At 70.7% G+C, this 19,769-nt stretch carries 22 protein-coding genes; 9 read left to right on the plus strand and 13 right to left on the minus strand.

Annotated elements, in window-relative coordinates; all coding sequences use genetic code 11:
* Together LV780_RS19400 and LV780_RS19405 are read left to right on the plus strand one after the other, a co-directional pair.
* On the plus strand, positions 1–1,455 hold the full coding sequence (locus LV780_RS19400) for an AAA family ATPase (protein ID WP_117345276.1): 1,455 nt from the start codon (positions 1–3) through the stop codon (positions 1,453–1,455).
* 228 nt (positions 1,456–1,683) lie between these two features.
* Positions 1,684–2,742, plus strand: a complete 1,059-nt coding sequence (locus LV780_RS19405) for a ParB/RepB/Spo0J family partition protein (protein WP_117345277.1) — start codon at positions 1,684–1,686, stop codon at positions 2,740–2,742.
* Between the two features lie 238 nt (positions 2,743–2,980).
* Here the strand turns inward: LV780_RS19405 and LV780_RS19410 are convergent, their stop codons facing one another.
* From LV780_RS19410 to LV780_RS19470, 13 genes are all read right to left on the minus strand, one after another.
* Positions 2,981–3,166 carry a hypothetical protein gene (locus LV780_RS19410; RefSeq protein WP_117345124.1) on the minus strand — a complete coding sequence of 62 codons (186 nt, stop codon included), beginning with the start codon at positions 3,164–3,166 and terminating at the stop codon, positions 2,981–2,983.
* A 100-nt stretch (positions 3,167–3,266) separates the two neighbouring features.
* Positions 3,267–3,413, minus strand: coding sequence for a hypothetical protein (locus LV780_RS19415; RefSeq protein ID WP_181969658.1), 147 nt, complete (start codon positions 3,411–3,413; stop codon positions 3,267–3,269).
* Positions 3,410–3,958 (minus strand): MATE family efflux transporter, encoded by a 549-nt coding sequence (locus LV780_RS19420; protein ID WP_117345125.1) that lies wholly within the window; start codon positions 3,956–3,958, stop codon positions 3,410–3,412. Before LV780_RS19420 ends, LV780_RS19415 begins: the two co-directional genes overlap by 4 nt.
* A gap of 517 nt (positions 3,959–4,475) precedes the next feature.
* The gene (locus tag LV780_RS19425) at positions 4,476–5,990 is read right to left on the minus strand and encodes a hypothetical protein (RefSeq protein WP_233864272.1); all 1,515 of its coding nucleotides are present in this window, start codon (positions 5,988–5,990) and stop codon (positions 4,476–4,478) included.
* A 74-nt stretch (positions 5,991–6,064) separates the two neighbouring features.
* A complete protein-coding gene (locus LV780_RS19430; protein ID WP_117345128.1) occupies positions 6,065–6,802 on the minus strand; it encodes an SDR family oxidoreductase in 738 nt (245 codons plus the stop codon).
* Positions 6,799–8,133 carry an FAD-binding oxidoreductase gene (locus LV780_RS19435; RefSeq protein WP_117345129.1) on the minus strand — a complete coding sequence of 445 codons (1,335 nt, stop codon included), beginning with the start codon at positions 8,131–8,133 and terminating at the stop codon, positions 6,799–6,801. Before LV780_RS19435 ends, LV780_RS19430 begins: the two co-directional genes overlap by 4 nt.
* Positions 8,118–9,281 carry a hypothetical protein gene (locus LV780_RS19440; RefSeq protein ID WP_117345130.1) on the minus strand — a complete coding sequence of 388 codons (1,164 nt, stop codon included), beginning with the start codon at positions 9,279–9,281 and terminating at the stop codon, positions 8,118–8,120. The genes LV780_RS19435 and LV780_RS19440 overlap by 16 nt, the downstream gene beginning before the upstream one ends.
* A complete protein-coding gene (locus tag LV780_RS19445; protein WP_101341588.1) occupies positions 9,259–9,666 on the minus strand; it encodes a GtrA family protein in 408 nt (135 codons plus the stop codon). The genes LV780_RS19440 and LV780_RS19445 overlap by 23 nt, the downstream gene beginning before the upstream one ends.
* Positions 9,663–11,159, minus strand: coding sequence for a UbiA family prenyltransferase (locus LV780_RS19450; RefSeq protein ID WP_117345131.1), 1,497 nt, complete (start codon positions 11,157–11,159; stop codon positions 9,663–9,665). The genes LV780_RS19445 and LV780_RS19450 overlap by 4 nt, the downstream gene beginning before the upstream one ends.
* A 242-nt stretch (positions 11,160–11,401) precedes the next feature.
* Complete coding sequence (locus tag LV780_RS19455; RefSeq protein ID WP_011911105.1) at positions 11,402–11,800, minus strand: hypothetical protein; 399 nt, start codon at positions 11,798–11,800, stop codon at positions 11,402–11,404.
* Positions 11,801–11,949: 149 nt separating this feature from the next.
* Positions 11,950–12,351, minus strand: coding sequence for a hypothetical protein (locus tag LV780_RS19460; protein WP_117345132.1), 402 nt, complete (start codon positions 12,349–12,351; stop codon positions 11,950–11,952).
* Positions 12,352–12,534: 183 nt separating this feature from the next.
* A complete protein-coding gene (locus LV780_RS19465; RefSeq protein ID WP_011911103.1) occupies positions 12,535–13,155 on the minus strand; it encodes a class I SAM-dependent methyltransferase in 621 nt (206 codons plus the stop codon).
* Between the two features lie 123 nt (positions 13,156–13,278).
* Positions 13,279–14,082: a hypothetical protein gene (locus LV780_RS19470; protein WP_011911102.1), complete on the minus strand. Its 804-nt coding sequence runs from the start codon at positions 14,080–14,082 to the stop codon at positions 13,279–13,281.
* Between the two features lie 280 nt (positions 14,083–14,362).
* On the opposite strand from LV780_RS19470, the gene LV780_RS19475 reads away from it, so the two are divergent.
* From LV780_RS19475 to LV780_RS19505, 7 genes are all read left to right on the plus strand, one after another.
* On the plus strand, positions 14,363–15,304 hold the full coding sequence (locus LV780_RS19475; protein WP_117345133.1) for a Stealth CR1 domain-containing protein: 942 nt from the start codon (positions 14,363–14,365) through the stop codon (positions 15,302–15,304).
* A gap of 368 nt (positions 15,305–15,672) precedes the next feature.
* The gene (locus LV780_RS19480) at positions 15,673–15,855 is read left to right on the plus strand and encodes a hypothetical protein (protein ID WP_044249652.1); all 183 of its coding nucleotides are present in this window, start codon (positions 15,673–15,675) and stop codon (positions 15,853–15,855) included.
* 8 nt (positions 15,856–15,863) lie between these two features.
* Positions 15,864–16,046 (plus strand): periplasmic nitrate reductase, NapE protein, encoded by a 183-nt coding sequence (gene napE / locus LV780_RS19485; protein WP_011911099.1) that lies wholly within the window; start codon positions 15,864–15,866, stop codon positions 16,044–16,046.
* Positions 16,047–16,053: 7 nt separating this feature from the next.
* A complete protein-coding gene (gene napF / locus LV780_RS19490; RefSeq protein WP_011911098.1) occupies positions 16,054–16,536 on the plus strand; it encodes a ferredoxin-type protein NapF in 483 nt (160 codons plus the stop codon).
* On the plus strand, positions 16,529–16,795 hold the full coding sequence (locus LV780_RS19495) for a chaperone NapD (protein WP_117345134.1): 267 nt from the start codon (positions 16,529–16,531) through the stop codon (positions 16,793–16,795). The genes napF and LV780_RS19495 overlap by 8 nt, the downstream gene beginning before the upstream one ends.
* Complete coding sequence (gene napA, locus LV780_RS19500; protein WP_117345135.1) at positions 16,792–19,287, plus strand: periplasmic nitrate reductase subunit alpha; 2,496 nt, start codon at positions 16,792–16,794, stop codon at positions 19,285–19,287. Before LV780_RS19495 ends, napA begins: the two co-directional genes overlap by 4 nt.
* The gene (locus tag LV780_RS19505) at positions 19,260–19,769 is read left to right on the plus strand and encodes a nitrate reductase cytochrome c-type subunit (protein ID WP_407647928.1); all 510 of its coding nucleotides are present in this window, start codon (positions 19,260–19,262) and stop codon (positions 19,767–19,769) included. Before napA ends, LV780_RS19505 begins: the two co-directional genes overlap by 28 nt.

Consider the following 19,769-nt stretch of genomic DNA (forward strand, 5'->3'; position numbering starts at 1 on the left):
ATGGCCGAGGCCAAGGGACGGAAGACCGCCGCACGCGGCCGGGTGGAACTGCGCAAGGGGCCGCCCGCGCGCGAACCGCAGGTGCCGCTGCCGCCTTATTTCAACATAGCGCCCGACGCGGCGCTGGCCGAGCTCGAGGCGCCGCTGACCACCGCGGGCTTTGCCGAGATCGCCCGCTCCTGCGCCCAAGGGCGCGAGGATCTCGCGGCGCGCGGGCTCGACGAGGAGGGCCGCAAGAGCCTGCGGCTCTTCTCGACCTGGGAGATCACCCGCTACCTGATCCCCGTCGCCACCGCCCATTTCCGCCGGGTGCTGAAGGCCAATCCCGACCTGCCGCAGGGCATCTCGGAGACCGAGGGCGGGGCCAAGTGGTTCGCCCTCGACGAGGTGCTGCGGCTGCGCGCCCATTTCGCGGCGGAAGGGTCGAAGGCGAAGGAATACCGCCCCTACCGCCCCGCCGGATTGCCCGCCAAGATGGTGGCCGTCGCGAACTTCAAGGGCGGGGTCGGCAAGACCTCGACGGCCGCGCATCTGGCCATGTCGGCCGCGCTCGACGGCTACCGGGTGCTGGTGATCGACCTGGATTCCCAAGGCTCGATGACCTCGATCTTCGGTGGCCGGGTGGCCGACGAATGGGGCACCGTCTTCCCCCTCCTCGCCCGCCACTACGCCGGCCACCTACAGTCCGAGAACCGGCTGCGCGTCGCGCGCGGCGACCCGCCGGTGCCGCTCGACGAGACGCTGAACGAGGCGCTGAAGATCCGCGCGGGCGACCTCATCGCGAAGACCCACTGGCCCAACATCGACCTGATCGGCGCGCAGCTGAACCTCTACTGGGCCGAGTTCCAAATCCCGGTCTGGCGGATGCAGGGGCGCAGCTGGAAGCTCTGGGACGCGCTGACCGATGTGCTGGCCGAGGATGGCGTGCTCGACGGCTATGACGTGATCTTCATCGATACCCCCCCAGCGCTCGGCTACCTGACGATCAATGGGCTCGCGGCCGCCGACATCCTGCTGGTACCGCTCGGGGCCTCGTTTCTCGAGTTCGACTCGACGGGGCGCTTCTTCGACATGCTCCATTCGACCTTCCGCTCGATCGAGGAGGGCGAGAACATCGCCGCGCGCGCGCTGGGGCGCGAGGAGTTGTCCTTCGAATGGGATGCGGTGCGGGCGGTTCTGACGCGCTACGACGGGGCGCAGCAGGGCGAGATGGCGGCCTTGATGCAGGCCTACATGGGCCGCACCATGGCGCCCGAGCGCCAGGATTTCACCGCGCTGATCGGCCAGGCGGGCGAGCAGGTGAACGGCATCTACGAGGCCGATTACCGCGACTTCAACCGCGACACCTACATCCGCGGCCGCGAGACCTTCGACGCCACCTACGCCGCCTTCAAGCGGCTGCTGGTCGGCATCTGGCGGCGCGAGGAACTGGCGGCGGCCGAGGCGGCGGAGTGAGCCCCCTGCCCTGCCCGTTTCACGCAGGAAACTAGGGATGAATGTTTCGCGCGCGAAACAAATGACGCCCGCTCCCTGCGGTAAGCAGGGGATGATGATCTTGCGCGAGAAACGGACGACAGGCCTTTCGCGCGCGGAACAAATGGCGGCGACGAGCGGCGACAGGGCCAGCGATTTGTTTCGCGCGCGAAACAAATCCGCCGCCCGAGGGACAGGAGAGACCGGCCCATGGCCAAGCGCAAGCGACTGACAGTGCCGCCCCTCGGCGGTTCCGCCCCCACGGCGGCCCCCGAGACCAAGTCGATGATCGGCCCCGGCCTCGCGCCCGCGCCGATCAGCCGGGTCACCGGCGAGGCGGCGGCGACCGCCGCGCTGCGCGAGGTGGCCGAGGAACTGACCTCGGCCCGCAGCGAGGGCCGGCTGATGCTGCGGCTGGAGCTGGACCGGATCGAGGAGGGCTGGCTGGTCCGCGACCGGCTGGGTATCGAGACCGAAGAGCTGGCAAGTCTGATGACCAGCCTCGCGACCCATGGCCAGCGCAGCCCGATCGAGGTGGCCGACATGGGCGAGGGCCGCTTTGGCCTGATCTCGGGCTGGCGCCGGGTTACCGCGCTGCGCCGCCTGCTGGCCGAGACGGGCGAGGAGCGCTTTGCCACCGTCCTCGCCATCCTGCGCCGCCCCGACACGGCGGCCGCGGCCTATGTGGCGATGGTCGAGGAGAACGAGATCCGCCTCGGGCTCTCCTATTTCGAGCGGGCGCGGATTGCGGCCAAGGCGGTCGATGCCGGGGTCTTCGCGACCGAGAAGCTGGCGCTCCAGCAGCTCTATGCCTCGGCAAGCCGGGCCAAGCGGTCCAAGATCGGCTCGTTCCTCGGGATCTACCATGTGCTGGACGGCGCGCTGCGCTTTCCCTCGGCCTTGCCCGAGCGGCTGGGGCTGGCGCTGGCGCGGCGGCTTGAGGAGGAGGCGGGCTTTGCCGCGCGGCTCGTGGCGGCGCTGGCCGCGGGCGCACCGGATACGGCCGAGGCCGAACTGCAGCTGATCGCCGATCAGGTGGCGGCGGAGCCGGCGACCGAGACGCCCGCGGCCGAGGCGGGGCAGGGCGCGGACAGGCCTGTGCCGGACGCGGCCCGGGCCCCGCGGCCGAGGTCGGCCGCTCCGGCGTCCGAGGTGCGGCCGGGGCTTTTCCTGAAGGGCGCCGCGCGTGGAGAACTGGTGCTTTATGGTCCGGCGGTGGACGAGGCCTTCTGCGAACGGCTGCGCGACTGGCTGACCGCCCAGGCTTGAGCCGCCCGGACCGGCGACCCGAGGACGGCCGCGGTGCGCGCCGCGAGACCCGGACGGGTATGGATCCTCGGGGTGCCGCTCCGGTGCTGGTGGGGGCTCGCCTGCCGAGGGCCACGCCAGAAGCAGGCCCGAGCCGATCTCGCGCCCCATGCCCGCCAGATCGCTGCGGAAGCGCATCGGCCGGCCCTGTGTAACCAGTCCATCAGGTAGGCGCGCGCGGGTCGGGCAGTCCCGCGAATTACGCATAATAGGCGCCGCGGCAACGGTTGTAGGCCGCCATCAGCCGGGGCAGTTCGGCCATGATCGTGCCGGACAGTGCGGCGCGGGCGGGTCGAAGAAGGCGGCTCGGCCGCTCCAGCGCCGTGCGCCGGACCGAGAGGTTGGCGCCGTGGAAGATGCCGGTTCGACGAGGGCCTGCGGGCACGACCGCCAGCGCCTCGCGCTCGTCAATGGTGACATGCGCGTGAGAGGGATCGTGCGGCAGGATGCGCCCGCCCCCTCCTCGGGATGGTCGGCAAAGGCCGTTAGCGCCCCTCGAGCCTCGCGCCAGACGAAGTCGCGCGCTGCGCCGAGGCCGATCCGATCGTGACGCAGCATCCGCAGTTGCCGCCAAGAGTGCCGAAGGCGCGGATCGCCGTGGGCGTCATGTCGCTCGGGGCATTGCCGATCACCAGCACCTTCCAAGGCCACCGCTTCGGATCGCGGCCAGTGCTGCGAGCATGAGCCGGTGGTCACGGTTGCGGGCGCAGATGACGATCGAGAGGGCGGGCGCCAGCACCGACTGGCCGATCAGCTCGATCAGCCGCCAGGCGACGCGGTAGGTGCCCACCGCCTCGGCCCCGTGCCAGCGGGCGAGGAACAGGTCCTGCACCCGGACGAGCAGCATCCACAGAAGCTGCGTTGTCACCATGCTGGCGCTGAAGCGGAGGATGCCCCTGAGCCGGACCAGCGGAAGCCAGAGCCCGGCCGCCAGCGCAGGCTCTTCCAGGTGAGCGAGACCGTCACCGCCGAGGAAACGGCCGACTGCACCACCAGCGCTCAGATGCCCCAGCCGGCCTAGGCCGCGGCGATGGCGGCGCTGCCCGAGCAAGGCTCGCGGCATGGACTGCAGCGCGAGGCTCTTCTGGCGGAAGTCGCACGCGAGGCGGGCGGCGTGGATCGTGCCGAGCGCCGAGAAGGGTAGGAGGACCGCCAGCCAGCGGACGACGGCCGTCACCTCCTCCTGGCCCACGAGCTGCGCATAAAGGGGGGGGCCGCGAAGGCCGCGGCCCCGGCCAGCGCCGACAGCCCGATCGTCGCCCAGAAGGCCGTGTCGGCCAGCGTCTCGTCAAGCTCCTGCTCGCGGATCACCGCATCGGGCAGGCCCGCGCTCGCCAGGATCCGGGTCCCCTCGCCAAGACGAAGATGCCGAACTCGGCCGGTCCGAGCAGCCGGGCCAGCAGGATGAAGAGGAGGAAGGTGGCCAGATTGGCCAGGCCGACCGCAGGACCGACCAGAGCATGGCTAGGGCCGTCTTGCGTTTCAGCCCGTCCGGCACCGACAGGCCCGTCTCAGCCACGCGCGGACTCCGGGCCGGAAAGGGCGGGGAGGGGGGCCCGAAGGGGCGAACGGCAATCGGATATTGAAAACACAGGCTCCGGCAATGGATCGGCGCGACCATGCCTCATCCGCGGGCGCCTGTATAGGTTGGGCAAGGGCCCCCGGCCGCGGCCGGGGGGGCGCCGGGGGTGGGGTCAGTCGCCCATCCTCTGCAGGACATGGCGGACCGCGGCATCATAGCGCGACGAGCGCGCGCGCGCCTCCGCCAAGGGGCCGCCGGCCTCGCCTGCGGCCAGTTCGGACCTGAGTTGGCGATGCATCCAGACCTCGGTCAGCGCCGCATTGGCGGCAAAGATCGCGGTATTGAGCGCGCAGACGCCCAGGAAGACCGCGCGCAGCGCCGCCGGCACCCGCCCGGACAGGGCCAGGAACAGCAGCAGGAGCGCCGGCGCCAGCATGGGCACCAGCCGCGCCCACCAGGGCTCGGGGAACAGGACGACGGCCGCCGTGCAGATCGCGGCCACGACGAGGAGATCCTTCTGCAGCCGCGAGAGGGGCCCCGGCCGGTAGATCGCCAGGAAGACCGCGGCCAGCACGAGGGTGCCGCTGAAGAACGGGCCGAAGCCGCCGGTGCGGGGGTCGGTATCGGCGCTGTCCAGCTCCTGCCAGGTGAAGGTGAAGGGGATCTTCAGCTGTGCCGGCAGGTCGCAGCAGGAGATCGGGCCGGTGACGCCGAACACCAGATGGGCGAGGTCCGACAGATGAGAGCCGTTCTCGATGTTCTTCGGCATCAGGTTGCCGAGGATCATGCCGGAATCCGGCAGCAGCGTCCCGTATTCGAAGACATGGGTCGCGTAGGGGCGGATGTTCACGAAGAGCACCAGCGCCGCCGCCACGAGGCCCGTCACCAGCGTCGCGCGCGCTTGGCGCCGCTCGGACCGGGCCAGCTCGCAGGCCAGCGCCCCGCAGAAGAAGACGGTCAGGAAGAAGAGCGAGGAACTCTTGACCGAGCCCAGAAGCACCGCCAGCGCCACGATGGCCAGGGTCGTGATCCGGGGGCCGAAGAGATGGTGCGGCCGGCGGATCAGCAGCAGCGCCAGCATCAGGAAGAGCGTGCAGACCAGCCCGTCCACCATCCCGCTCAGGAACTGGCCCACCATGACCGGCGAACAGGCGATCAGCGCCGCCTGGATCGGGATCTCGCGCGGCAGTGGCCGCCCGGCCTGCAGCCGGTCCTCGGACAGCAGCGTGAGCGCCAGCAGGAAGAGGCTCGTGACCGCCAGCCCGTTCAGGATGACGCCGGGGTTGATCGGCTCGAAGGCTGCCAGCGCATAGGCCATGAGGCGCCAGCTGCCGGAGGGATAGATGTTCGACCAGAGCGAGCTGCCCTGGTCGAAGATCACGTTGCGCCCCTCGCGGATCTCGAGCGCGGCGGGAAGGTGGTAGCGCATCCCGTCGTGCGAGACATCGACCGAGACGAGGGCGATCAGGCCGAAGAGCAGCAGCCCGCCCGCCAGGGCCGCCAGCGCCACCGCACCGAAGCGGTGCAGGAGGAGCGGCAGGGCCGCGAGGCCCAGGCCAGCGGCGGCAAGAAGCTGCGCGCCGTAGGGGATCCGCAGCAGGTCGCTCGAGGTGCCGAGGACCAGCAGGGCGGCCGCAAGGATCATGAGGGCCAGATGCGCCCCGGTGATCCGGGCCAGCCCGGTCATCAGCGCCTCGGGCGAGCGGAGGGGCCGGCCTGTCGCCGCCGGTGTGGACGGCCGGGATCGGGCAGGAGTGTCCGTCACAGTTTCAGCCTCTTGAACAGCGCCTCGGGCAGGGCGCGGATGATGGCCATGATGAGGCGCCAGACCGGGCGGACATAGATCACGTCCTGGCGGCGCCCGATCGCGCGGGCGACGGCTTCGGCGACCTCCTCGGGCCGGGCGGTCAGCCGGGCGGGCAGGTTCATGCCCTCGGTCATCCGGGTCGCCACGAAGCCCGGAAGGACGGTGATCACCTGCACGCCCTTGCGGGCGAGCCGGTTGCGCAGGCCCGACAGGAAGGCGGTGTAGCCCGCCTTGGCCGCGCCGTAGATGTAGTTCGTGGCGCGTCCCCGGTCGCCGGCGACCGAGGAGATGCCCACCAGCGTGCCCCGCCCCTGCGCCTCCATCCGGTTGGCCAGTTCGGCGAAGACCATGGCGGGGCCCTCGAAATTCGTCCGCAGGACCGCCAGCGCCGCCGCCGGATCGCGTTCCGAGGCCGCCTGCGCGCCCAGAAGGCCCACGGCCGAGACGGCGATGCCCGGAAGGGCGGGCAGCCCGTCGAGGAAGGCGGGGATGGCGGCGATGTCGCAGGCGTCGAACTCGTGCAGCGTGACCGCCACGGCGTGGCGCAGCTCGAGATCGCGGCGGTCCGCCTCCAGCCGGGCCGCGTCCCGCGCCGCCAGTTGCAGCGGATGGCCGTCGGCGGCCAGGCGGCGGGCGATGGCCCGGGCGATGTCCGAGCCCGCGCCGAGGATGAGAACCGGGTCTTTCGTCACAGATCGAGCCTTTCGGATTGCGCGCTGCGGAAGGCGGCGGCCAGCCCCGCCCCTGCCCGCATCGCGGTGAAGTGCGCCACCCGGGGGTCCGAGGCGGCCAGTGTCGCGGCGCCCATCCGGGCGTCCTTGGCCAGATAGAAGCGGCCGCCGTGATCGAGCACGATCCGGTCGAGCCGCTCCATCAGCGCGAGGCTGCGGCGGCCGACGGGAAAGTCGAGCGCCAGCGTGTAGCCCTCCATCGGGAAGGAGAAGCGGCTCTCCTGCGCGCCGAGCCGCTTGAGCACCGACAGGAACGAGCCCGCGCCCGCCGCGCCGATCGCCTCGATCAGCCGGCGCAGGCCGCGCGCGCTCTCGGCCAGGGGCAGCACGCATTGATATTGCGCGAATCCCCGCGGCCCGTAGATCCGGTTCCAGCCGAGGATCGCGTCGAGCGGGTAGAAGTAGCTCTCCCAGTCCACGAGGCGCGTGCCCTGCGCGCGCAGCCCGTTGCGCCAGTAGAGCGCGTTGAAGGCGCCGACCGTCCAGCCGTTCAGAAGTCCCGGCGGCGCGTCGAAGGGCACGGTGCGGCTGCGGCGCGCCGGGCCCCAGGGATGGGGCCGCTCGCGCGGGGTGAGCTCGGCGCCCGTGGCATGTTCGCCGATCAGCACCAGCGAGCGGCCGAGCGCCGCCCCCTGGCTCAGGCAGTCGATCCAGGCGACGGAATAGGTCGCGGGCCTGGCCTCTTCCATGAGGGCGATGGCCGCGTCGAGATCGGCCGCCGGCCGCGTCTCCTGCCGGATCCAGCCGGTCTCCACCGGCCGCAGCCGGATGGCCGCGCGCAGGATGATCCCGGTCAGCCCCATCCCGCCCAGCGTCCAGCCGAAGAGATCGGCGTTCTCGCCGCGCGAGCAACGGCGGACGGTGCCGTCAGGGCCCATCAGGTCGAGCCAGTCCACGAAGGCGCCGAAGCTGCCGTCGCGGTGGTGGTTCTTGCCATGGACATCGGCGGCGATCGCCCCGCCGAGCGTGACGAAGCGGGTGCCCGGCGTGACCGAGGGAAACCAGCCGCGCGGCAGGAAGGCCGCGATCACCTCGGCCAGCGTCACTCCCGCCTCGGCCACCAGCTGTCCCGTGGCCGGGTCGAAGGCGATCATCCGGTCGAGATGGCGGGTGGCGGAGGTCACCGGGCGGCCCACCGCGGCGTCGCCGTAAGCCCGCCCGTTGCCCCGCGCGATCAGCCCCTCGCCGGCCGCCAGAAGCCGGGCAAAGCCCTCGTCCCCCCGCGGCGCCACGAGCCGCGTCGGCTGCCGGGGAAAGCGCCCCCAGCCGGACAGCGTCACGGGCGCGGGCATGGGATCACCTCCAACGAGGCGCCGGCCGGCAGGGTCGGGGCGAAACGGGCCAGCGCCCCGGCCATCGCAGGTGCCTCGGCCGGGTCGATCAGGTAGAACGAGACCTCGTCGGAGCCGGCGGTGACGAGGCTCGTCCGAAGGACCGCCATGCGGCACCAGGAGGGGGGAACCCGCCCCTTGAACCAGCGGTCGTAGATCATCGCGTAGACGGCGCCCTTCCGGTCCGCAAGCTCTGCGATGAGTTCGGGGGTGAGGCCGCCGGCGCTGCGCGTGGCGCGCCGCACCTCCTCCGAGCCGAGCCCCCAGAGATCCAGCACATGGCCGTCGTTCCGGTAGGCGACCCAGCCGAGAGCGTTCACCGCCACCGTCCGGGGAAAGAATTCGGTCGTGAACCGGTGCATCTGGTATTGCTGTTCGAAAATGTTGCGGGACGCGGCGGGCGTGTCCTTCGCCGGCGTAAGGAAGGGAACCGCCACCACGCCCAGAACCGCAAGGGACACCGTGGGCCCGGCCCAGACGGGCCGAAGCGTGGACAGGGCCCGCCCGCCGGCCGCCGTCAGCGCAACGAGCGCAAGGGCCACGGCATAGGGCTCATAGCGGCCGAGCCAACCGAACTTCCCGAAAATGAGGTGCGCCCCGGTGGCGGCAGTCGCCACCGCCGCCACCGGTCGACCGGGCCGGGACACCGCCGGAGAGACGGCCAGAAGGCCCGTCAGCAGGGCGGCGCCCAACCCGGCGGGAAGGCGCAGACCTTCGGGCAGGGCCTCGAGCAGATGATCCCAGATCAGCCGCGCGACGAGCCAGACGGCCGCCCCCTGCGCGGTCAGCGACAGGCCGAGCGCCCCCGCCGCTCCGGCCCCGAGGGCGACGAACGGCGCCAGAAGAAGCGTGTAGAGGATCGAGGAGGAGGGCGAGGACGTCTGGGGGAAGTTCACCCCATAGCCACCCTGCAGCAGGGTCTCGGCCACGGCCAGATGGAGGTAGGGATCATCGAGCGTGAAGATCAGATGTCCGTCGGCCGCCTGCCACGCCTTCCACACCACGAAGGCGCTGAGGAAGAGGAAGATCGCAAGGCAGAGGGTGGCGAACGTCCTTCCGGTGAGGGCTCCGCGTTCGCGGGAAAGTTCATTCGAGCTGACGGAAAACATACTGCTTGTCCAAGTTGTACTTGACCACATAACCGACGGCGAGACCCAGCACCGCGCCCGTCTCGCGCGCGGCATGGGTTCCGCCGATCCACCAGAAAAGCGTCTCGGTGCCCCAGAAGAGCGCCGTCGTCGCCACACCCATCAGCGTGTAGAGTGAGAACTTGCGCCCATGCGCGCCGAGGCCCGCCGCGCGATCGAAGAAGATCCACTGCTTGTCGAGCAGATATTTCACCACCAGCCCGACCAGCGTGCCCATCGCCAGCGCCGGCAGGAAGAGGCGCGCCTCGCCGCCGCCCAGCAGCACCAGTCGCTGGGTGCCCAGATTGGCCAGCGTCGCCAGCACCGCAAAGAAGCCGTAGCGCAGGACGAGAGTGCCGAGGCTCACACGAGCCTCCCCGACGCCACCAGCGCGAAGCTGAGGATCACCAACCCACAGATCCGGCTCACCCGGTCGCGTGCGGCGAAGATCACCGGATCGTCGTGCATCTCGCCGCGGTGGGTGATGAGCGCCGTGCGCGACAGCCAGTAGAGCAGCACCGCGCAGATGCCCCAGAGCGCGGCCGGATGGGGATAGAGCTCGACCACCTCCGCGGCGTTGACATAGAGCGCCATGACCAGCACCGATACATAGCCCGCCGCCACCGACATGGCGCCCACCAGCGGCAGATCCTCGACCCGGTAGCCGCGCCCGCGCGCGATCTCCTGCCCGCGGCGCAGCGTGTCGATGAGTTCCGCCTGCCGCTTCACCGCCGCCAGCGACAGGAAGAAGAACATCGAGAAGGCCAGAAGCCAGACCGAGAGCTCGATCCCCGTCGCCGCCCCTCCGGCGATGATGCGGATCGTGTAAAGGCCCGCCAGCACGCAGATATCGATGATCGCGCGGCGCTTGAGCACGAAGGAATAGGCGAAGGTGACCACGAGATAGCCCAGCATCACCGCGGCGAAGGTCGGCCCCAGCGCCAGCGCCGCCAGCGCCCCCGCCGCGATCAGCCCAAGGCCGAGCGCGCCCCCCCGCGCAATGGGCACCGCGCCCGAGGCGAAGGGCCGGCGGCGTTTCCTCGGATGCGCGCGGTCGGCGTCGAGATCGATCAGGTCGTTGATCACATAGACGCTCGAGGCGATCAGCGAGAAGCCGAGGAAGGCCAGGAGGCTCGCCGCCACCGTTCCCGCCGAGAGGTCATGGGCGGCCAGCATCGGCATGAAGACCAGCAGGTTCTTCAGCCACTGGTGCGGGCGGAGCGCCCGGAGATAGGGGCCGGGGGTCCGGGGCCGGGTCACGAGATGGGCGGTCTCGACCCCGAGGGCCTCGGCCCTGCGGCGCAGGTCGGCCGGCGCATTCACCGTGATCGCGCGCGCCGCATGGCGCCAGACCTCGAGATCGGCCGCGCTGTCGCCCATGTAGGCATAGCAGCCCGCCCCGAAGCGCGCGTTCAGGAAGGCGGCCTTGACCGGCCCCTTGAGGTTTTGCGCCCCGTCCGAGCCATGGGTCTCGTCGAACAGGCCCAGATGGGCGGCGATCGCCTCGGCCAGCGCCTGATCCGAGGCCGTCACCAGCACCACCCGTCCCCCGCCGTCCCGCCAGGCCGCGATCTCGGCGATCACGCCCGGGTCGTAGGGCAGCAGGGTCACGTCCACCGCGGCCGCGGCGGCCAGCACCCGCTTCAGCGCGGCCTTGCCGCGCAGCAGCGCCAGCCCGGCCCGGACGGGGATCGTCCAGTCGCGCCCGACCGCCGACCAGAAGGTCTCGTGCAGCATGTCGGAGGCGAGGAGGGTTCCGTCGAGATCGACGACGAGAACCGGAGAGATCGCGGCCGCCACGGGCAGCGGGGCGGGATCGGGAAAGCTCCGCGAATGAGCGGACAGGGTATCGGACTCCATGCCGATTTCCTCGTAAAGAACATCATTGAATAAATCCGGCGGGGTCGCCGTGCAGAAAAAGCAGAGTATCCGCATAACATCGCAGGATCGTGACCGCGGATCAATCCCGATCGGGATTCCGGCCGGCCATGGGGGCGGCTTGTCCGTTTGCCGGGCGGTGCCGGGCCTCCTGCCCGGAAAAGCGGCGCGCGTCCGACGGGTGCGGCCGTGGCGGGGCGCCTCCGGGGCCGCCGGGCGCCGGATCAGGCCAGCATCGGGTAGGTCAGGCCGAACAGCAGAAGCAGCGCCGGGGGCAGCATGATCATGCCCCGCCCCGGCTGGTTCGCGCCGCAGCGGATGACCAGAAGCGCAAGGCTGCCGCTGAAGAGCAACGCGATCCCGAGGATGCCGTGCGCCGCCCCCGTGGGGGTCTGGCCGAGGCCCGCCGCCGCCAGACCCAGCACGAAGACGAGATAGGCCAGGAGGATCAGGGTGAGCTTCCGGCCGTCGCGCATGTCCCGTGTCCGGGTCGCGTCGTGATAGGCGCGCAGCGGATCGCCCGGAGGCAGGGCCGCGATGAAGTCGCGCCGCCTGAGCCCGATGGCAAGAAGCACGACCGCGACGAGGCAGGCGGAGGGTGCGGACAGAAGATGGATGGGCATGGGCTCCTCCGAAGGTCCTGCGGGTTCATGCGGATGGCGGTCCCCGGAGCTGCGGCCGGTGGGGATGAGGCGGGGCCGTCCGGGCCCGGCGGAGCCCCCAGCATTCCAGAGACGGCGGCATCCTGATTTGATCCAGATCAAAGGAACCTTTATCTCCGGTGCGCCCCACCTCCGGCGGGCGCGCGGGGCGGCCCTCCCGTCCTTCGTCCCGTCCGATGTGAAGGCTCGCCCTGCGTGAGGGCGGCGGCGGCCAACGAGAAGAGCCCGTAGGCGGCCAGCGACCGTCGGGCCGGGGTCGGCCCGCCCATCCGTGCCGCGGCCAGGCAGAAGGCCGCCCCCTGCGCCGCGTCGAGCATCCGGTGCTCGTCGAAGCTGATCAGCCCCGGCGCCTCGGGCCGGTAGCGGGTGGCCAGGCTGTAGGCGGCCACGCCCGCCCCGGCAAGGAACAGCGGTTCGGAGAGAGGGCGCGGCCAGCCGAGAAGGCGCGGCCCGGCCATCAGCGCCACGGCCGAGAGGCCGTCGAGCGCGGCATGAAGCGCGAGCGGGATCACCGGCCCGTCCTCCCGGAACGGGCACGGGCCGCCGGCGGGGCAGCGCGGAAAGGCTGCATCAGGTCCATCCCTCCTCCTTTCGGTGCGAGCGCGCGCAACCGCCGGGGCAAGGGTCTTGTTCCGGCTCCTCCCGGAAGGCCGGGCGTGAAGGCGTGAGCGGCCTGCGGATCCGGCCGCCCGGGCTCAGGCCGGCTTGCGGGCGATGATGCAGGGGGCGTGGCGGCTCCGGCCGAAGGTGCGCTCGTCCTCGATCTCGAAGCCGGCCGCGCGGATGGCCTCGCGGAGCGCGCGGGCCGTGAGCGCGCGGGCCGGCGGGAACAGGCCGAAGAGCCGCAGGAGCGGGATCAGCAGCCGCAGGCGCCGGCTCATGTCGCCAAAGCACCAGGTCTTGCTGATGAAGAGCCCACCCGGCTCGAGACGGGCATGGATCCGGGCGAGCGTCGCCTCGAGATCGGGCACCAGATGCAGGAGGTGAAAGGCGCAGACCACGTCGAAGGGACCCCCCTCGACGGCCTCTCCGGCCTCGGCCCGGGCGAAGCGGACGCTGGCCGGCGCCGGTTTCGCGCCGGCGATGCGGATCATCTCGGGCGAGGCGTCGGTCGCCCGCCAGAGGGCCACGCCGCCGCCGAGCCGCAGCGCGGTGCTGCCGGTGCCGCAGCCGATCTCTAGCACCCGGTCCGAGCGGGCAAGATGGGCGGCGACATGGGCGAGCGTGTCCTCGTAGGCCTCCGGCTCGCGGACGGGCCGCGCCGCATAGCGGTCGGCCACCCGGTTCCAGAACGCAAGGCCCGGCGTGTCGGTCATGTCCCGTCCCTCCTCCCGGATGCGGCCCTCGCGCTCATGGGCCGGACGGGGGCCGCTGTCTGTGACCTTGTCACGCCGGGGCCGCAGCCGTCGGGGCCGGGAGACGTCCGGATGCGGGATCGCCTATTCCGTCCAGTGGTCGGCCACCCAGGAGGTGGGCTTCATGTAATGCCGCAGGTAGCGCCAGCGCGATCCGTCCTCGTGCCGCGTGGCCAGCCCCTTCAGATGCTGGCCCAGCGTCCAGCCCTCGCGGTGCACCCAGCCGCCCTGGATCGCATGTTCGGGATGCACCCCGCCGGGGAAGATCACGATCTTCGTGCCCTGCGGCAGGCGCGGCGGCAGGGCCAGGTTGAGCGGGAAGGGCAACATGCACTGGTAGCGGAAATGCCTCACCCAGGCCTTCGGGAACAGGTCCACCCCGCCCGGCGCATTGCGCGTCACGAAGCGCTGCTCGAAGCGGTATTCGTCGGCCACCCCCTGCGGATCGGCGAGGAACCTCTCCTGCAGCGGGGCCAGCGCGCCCACCGGAAAGCGGAAGACCGAGGTCTGGCCCAGCCGCTCGAAGGGCTTAGCGGGGTTGCGCGCCAGGATCACCCGGTCGGGGTCGCCATAGGTGAAGAAGTCGTCGAGCGAGCCGGTGATCACCAGATCGAGGTCGAGAAACAGCACCGGCCCCGTGAGCGAGCCGAGCGTCGGGCTCCAGAGGCGCGCCTTGGGCCACTTGCCCTTGGTGTTCTTCGGCATGACGAAATCGAGCGGCGGCAGCGGCTGGCAGTCCACCTCCGGCCGGATGCCGGTGTCATTGTCGGTGAAGCAGGTGAAGGTGAAGGGCGGCGTGATGTTGCGCGCCACCATGGCGTAGAGCCGGTTGATGAAGCGGGGGCCGTATTTCGTGCCCCAGTTGATGCAGATGACCTGCTTGAGCATCCTGCCGTCCTTGCCGTTGACATCCTGCCGGCCCGTCGCCTGCCGGCCCCGCCCGACCGATCCACGCCCGGTCCTGCCGAGAAGTCGCATCCGCTCCGCGAAGTCAAGTGCAGCCGGCGGATGCCAGCCCCTCCGGGCCGGCCGCGCCGCCCGCCGCCGATGACGCGGCCGACTGCGGCCGGTGTCGGGGCCCTGCGGGCCGCCCCGCCCATCCCGCGCTTGCGGCCCGTCCCCCCGGTTTGTATCCAGTCGGCGACCGGATGATCCCGAGGAGCCCGCCATGATCGATGCCGTGATCACCTGGGTTGACGGCTCCGACCCCACCCATCGCGCCAAGCGCCTGCGCCATCAGGCGGCGGCCGGCATCCATCCCGAGGCCGCCGCCGCCACCCGCTTCGCCAGCGACGGCGAGATCCGCTTCTGCGTCCTGTCGATCCTGCGCTTCTGCCCGTTCGTCCGGCGCATCCATGTCGTCACCGACAACCAGCATCCCGCCGTGCTCGATCCCCTTCTGGCCGATCCCGCGCCCCGGGACCGCATCCGGGTGGTCGATCACCGCGCCATCTATGGCGAGCATGCCGACCTGCTGCCGGTGTTCTCCTCGCTCTCGATCGAGAGCATGATCCATCGGGTGCCCGACCTCGCGCCGCGGTTCATCTATCTCAACGACGACATCTTCATCGGCCGCCCGCTGGAGGAGAGCCATTTCTTCGAGGGCGAGCGCGCGGTGCTGCGCGGCCGGATGCGGCGCTTTCCGAACCCAGTCTGGGCGCGGCTGAAACGCTGGATCGGGCGCGACCGCCCCGGCTATGTCGCCGCGCAACGGGCGGCGGCGCGGCTGGCGGGCGCGACCTCGCACTATCTCGTGGTCGGCCATCAGCCGCATCCGCTGCATCGGGACATGCTGGCGCGCTTCCATGCCGGGGATCCCGAGGCCCTGCGGCGGCAGGCGGGCCACCGTTTCCGCTCGGCCGCGCAGTTCTCGCCGATCGGCCTGTCCAACCATCTCGAGATCGCGGCCGGGGCGCGGGTGCTGCCGGCGGTCGATGTCGGCTACATCCGCCCCGGACGCCCGACCGGCGCGGCCCTCGAAACGATCATGGAGCAGCTGAACGCCGGGGCCTTCTCCTCGTTCTGCGTGCAGAGCCTCGACGCCATGCAGGAGAGAGACCGGGCCGTGGTGCTGGCCGGTCTGGAACGCCGCTACGCCCGGCCCCTGTAGCGCCGGCGCCCCCTTCAATCGCCTGTCCGATGCGCGGCTTCGCGGGCGCACCAACCGCCGGACGTCCGGAGGCTGCGCCGGCGAACCGTCCTGTTCAGCTCCGGGCAGGCCCCAGGATCGGCCAGAGGACTCCGGCCGGCCGCGTCAGGGGCGCGGCCGACCCCTGCCTCGGGCTCGGGAACAGTTGGCCGGGGCGGGTGTTCAGGGGCCAAGCAAGGTCACGTGGCGGGCCTCTGCCGAAGAGGCGGGCAATCGGTCGATCGGATGATCTCTCTCCGGTTGTTGCCAAAAGGGCAATCACGGAGTAACCTTTTCTCATGAGGAACCCAGGATCATCCAAGGAACCCCATGGCCGCGCGCCGCTAGTCGTGAGCTTCCTGCTCGGCGCCCTGGTGGGGATCCCGATCGGCATGATCTGGAGCTGGCTGGATTACGGCAGCTTCGAGCTTGGCTACATGAGCAACCATGTCCTTGGCGCGGCCCTGATGGCGGGCCTGATCGCGCTTGGCATCACGCTCCTGCGGCGCTGGCTCCGGCGCAACCCGATGTGAGGCGAGAGATGGCCGAGGACCCCCCCCGCACCACCGAGATGACCCGCACCGGCAGGAGAGGCGAGCTGTTCGTCTTCTTCGTGCTGGCCGCGGTGATCTGGCCGTTCCTGTCCATCGCCTTTGTCGGCGGCTACGGCTTTCTGATCTGGATGTGGCAGATCGTCTTCGGCCCGCCCGGCCCCCCGGTCTGAGGCGGTCATGGCCCTCAACCGCCGCAGCTTCCTTTCCGTCGAACTGACGGAGCATCCGGCGCCGATCCGGCCGCCCTGGTCGCGCGAGGCCGACATGGCGCGCTGCACCGGCTGCGCGGCCTGCGTCGAGGCCTGCCCCGAGGCGATCCTGCTGATGGAGCGGGGCCTGCCGCAGGTGGCGTTCGGCCGCGGCGAATGCAGCTTCTGCGGCGCCTGTGCCGAGGCCTGCCCCGAGCCGGTCTTCGACCTGACCCGCCCGGCCTTCACGCAGGTTGCCGCCGTGAGGGCGGGCTGCCTCACCCTCGGCGGCGTGGCCTGCATGGCCTGCGCCGACATCTGCCCCGAGGCCGCGATCCGGCTCCGGCCGCGGATCGGCGGGCCGGCGGTGCCGGAACTGGCCGCCAGCCGCTGCACGGGCTGCGGGGCCTGCGTGGCGATCTGCCCGGCGGATGCGGTCGGGATGCAGGAAAGGGAGGCGGCCGATGCCTGAGGCTCAAGGGCACATCTCGAGCGCGATCCTGCGCGTGCGGCCGGGCGACGAGGCCCCTGTCGCCGCCCGCGTTGCGGGCGTTGCGGGCTGCGAGGTGGCCATCGCGCAGCAGGGCCGGCTCGTCGTGCTGATCGAGACCGCCAGCCGCGGCGCCACCGGGGCCGCGCTGACCCAACTGACGCTGCTCGACGGCGTCCATTCCGCCTGCATGGTCTACGAGCAGGTGGAGTCCCTCAACTCTCTGGGAGAGACGGCATGACCCTGACACGGCGCGATCTGATCAAGGCGCAGGCGGCCGCCACGGCCGCGGCGGCGGCCGGCCTGCCGGCGGCGGCGCTGGCCCAGCCGGTCACCGGCGGCGCCGAGGCGCTGCGCATCCGCTGGTCGAAGGCGCCCTGCCGCTTCTGCGGCACCGGCTGCGGGGTCATGGTGGGCACCCGCGACGGGCAGGTGGTGGCCACCCACGGCGACACGCAGGCCGAGGTGAACCGCGGGCTCAACTGCGTGAAGGGCTATTTCCTGTCCAAGATCATGTATGGCGAGGACCGGCTGACCACGCCGCTCCTGCGGATGCGCGACGGCGTCTATCACAAGGACGGCGAGTTCACCCCCGTCAGCTGGGACGAGGCCTTCGACGTGATGGCCACGCAGGCCAAGCGCGTGCTGAAGGAGAAGGGCCCGCGGGCGGTGGGCATGTTCGGCTCGGGCCAGTGGACGATCTGGGAGGGCTATGCGGCCTCCAAGCTCATGCGTGCGGGCTTCCGGTCGAACAACCTCGATCCCAACGCGCGCCACTGCATGGCCTCGGCCGCGACCGCCTTCATGCGCACCTTCGGCATGGACGAGCCGATGGGCTGCTACGACGATTTCGAACATGCGGATGCCTTCGTGCTCTGGGGCTCGAACATGGCCGAGATGCATCCGATCCTCTGGAGCCGGCTCAGCGACCGCCGGCTCAGCCATGACCATGTCCGCGTGGCGGTGCTTTCGACCTTCACCCACCGCAGCATGGATCTGGCCGACACGCCGATCGTCTTCCGCCCCGGCACCGATCTCGCGATCCTGAACTACATCGCGCATCACATCATTTCGACGGGCCGGGTGAACCGCGACTTCGTGGACCGGCACACGAATTTCGCGCTGGGGGCCACCGACATCGGCTATGGCCTGCGCCCCGAGCACCAGCTTCAACTGGCCGCCAAGGGGGCGGCCGATGCGGGCGCCATGACGCCCGCCGATTTCGATGCCTTCGCGGCCTTCGTGTCCGAATATACGCTCGAAAGGGCTGCCGAGATTTCCCGGGTGGAGCCGGCGCTCCTCGAGGAACTGGCCGAGCTTTACGCCGATCCCGACCGCAAGGTCATGTCGCTCTGGACCATGGGCTTCAACCAGCATGTCCGCGGCGTCTGGGCCAACCACATGGTCTACAACCTGCATCTGCTGACCGGAAAGATCGCGGAGCCCGGCAATTCGCCCTTCTCGCTGACCGGCCAGCCCTCGGCCTGCGGCACGGCGCGCGAGGTGGGCACCTTCGCCCATCGCCTGCCCGCCGACATGGTGGTGACGAACCCCGAGCACCGCCATCACGCCGAAGATATCTGGAAACTGCCCGAGGGGCTTCTGCCCGACTGGGTGGGCGCCCATGCCGTCGAGCAGGACCGCAAGCTGAAGGACGGCGAGATCAACTTCTACTGGGTGCAGGTCAACAACAACATGCAGGCCGCGCCCAATGTCGATCAGGAGACCTGGCCCGGCTACCGCAACCCCGAGAATTTCATCGTGGTCTCGGACGCCTATCCCACCGTGACGGGGCGGGCGGCCGATCTGGTGCTGCCGGCGGCGATGTGGGTCGAAAAGGAGGGCGCCTACGGCAACGCCGAGCGGCGCACCCATTTCTGGCACCAGCTGGTCGAGGCGCCGGGCGAGGCGCGCTCGGATCTGTGGCAGTTGATGGAATTCTCGAAACGCTTCACCACCGACGAGGTCTGGCCCGAAGAGATCCTGACCGCCGCCCCCGACTATCGCGGCAAGACCCTCTTCGAGGTGCTGTTCGCGAATGGCACGGTGGACCGCTTCCCCGCCTCGGAGGTGGACCCGGACTACGCCAACCACGAGGCGGCGCTGTTCGGCTTCTATCCGCAGAAGGGCCTCTTTGAGGAATATGCCGAGTTCGGCCGCGGCCACGGCCACGATCTGGCGTCCTTCGACAGCTATCACGAGAACCGCGGCCTACGCTGGCCGGTGGTGGACGGGCAGGAGACGCTCTGGCGCTACCGCGAGGGGCATGACCCTTATGTGAAACCCGGCGAAGGGGTCAGCTTCTACGGCAAGCCCGACGGGCGGGCGGTGATCTTGGCCGTGCCCTACGAGCCGCCGGCCGAAAGCCCGGACGAGGATTACGGCTTCTGGTTGGTGACGGGGCGGGTGCTGGAACATTGGCACTCGGGCTCGATGACGCTGCGGGTGCCGGAACTCTACAAGGCCTTCCCGGGCGCGGTCTGCTACATGCACCCCGAGGATGCGCGCGTGCGCGGCCTCAATCGCGGGTCCGAGGTACGGGTGATCTCGCGCCGGGGCGAGATCCGCACCCGGCTCGAGACCCGCGGCCGCAACCGGATGCCGCGCGGCGTGGTCTTCGTGCCCTGGTTCGACGCCAGCCAGCTGATCAACAAGGTGACGCTCGACGCCAACGATCCCATCTCCAGACAGACGGATTTCAAGAAATGCGCCGTGAAGATCGAAGCCGTCTGACCGTTGGCGCCCTCATCGCCCTTGCGCTTCTCGTGCCCGCGGCATGGGCGCAGGAGACGCAGCCCATGATGGCGCCGCCGCCGCAGCTGCAGGACGCGCCGCGCCTGACCGGCGCCGAGCGGCCGATGGGCGAGGTGGAGGCCCCACCCCTGCCCGAGACCATCATCGACGACCGCCGCGTGGGGCGGAACTACCCTGAGCAGCCGCCGGTGATCCCGCATTCGATCGAGGGCTACCAGCTCTCGGTCAATGCCAACCGCTGCCTCGAATGCCACCGGCGGCAATATTCCGGCCTTGTCGCCGCGCCGATGATCTCGATCACCCATTTCCAGGACCGCGAGGGCCAGATGCTGGCCGATGTCTCGCCGCGCCGCTACTTCTGCACCGCCTGCCATGTGCCGCAGACCAACGCCCAGCCGCTGGTGACGAACCGGTTCCGTGACATGCTGACGATGATGCCGGCCAGCGGCGGGGCCCGGTGA

Source organism: Cereibacter azotoformans (assembly GCF_021391315.1).
GTDB classification, from domain to species: domain Bacteria; phylum Pseudomonadota; class Alphaproteobacteria; order Rhodobacterales; family Rhodobacteraceae; genus Cereibacter_A; species Cereibacter_A azotoformans.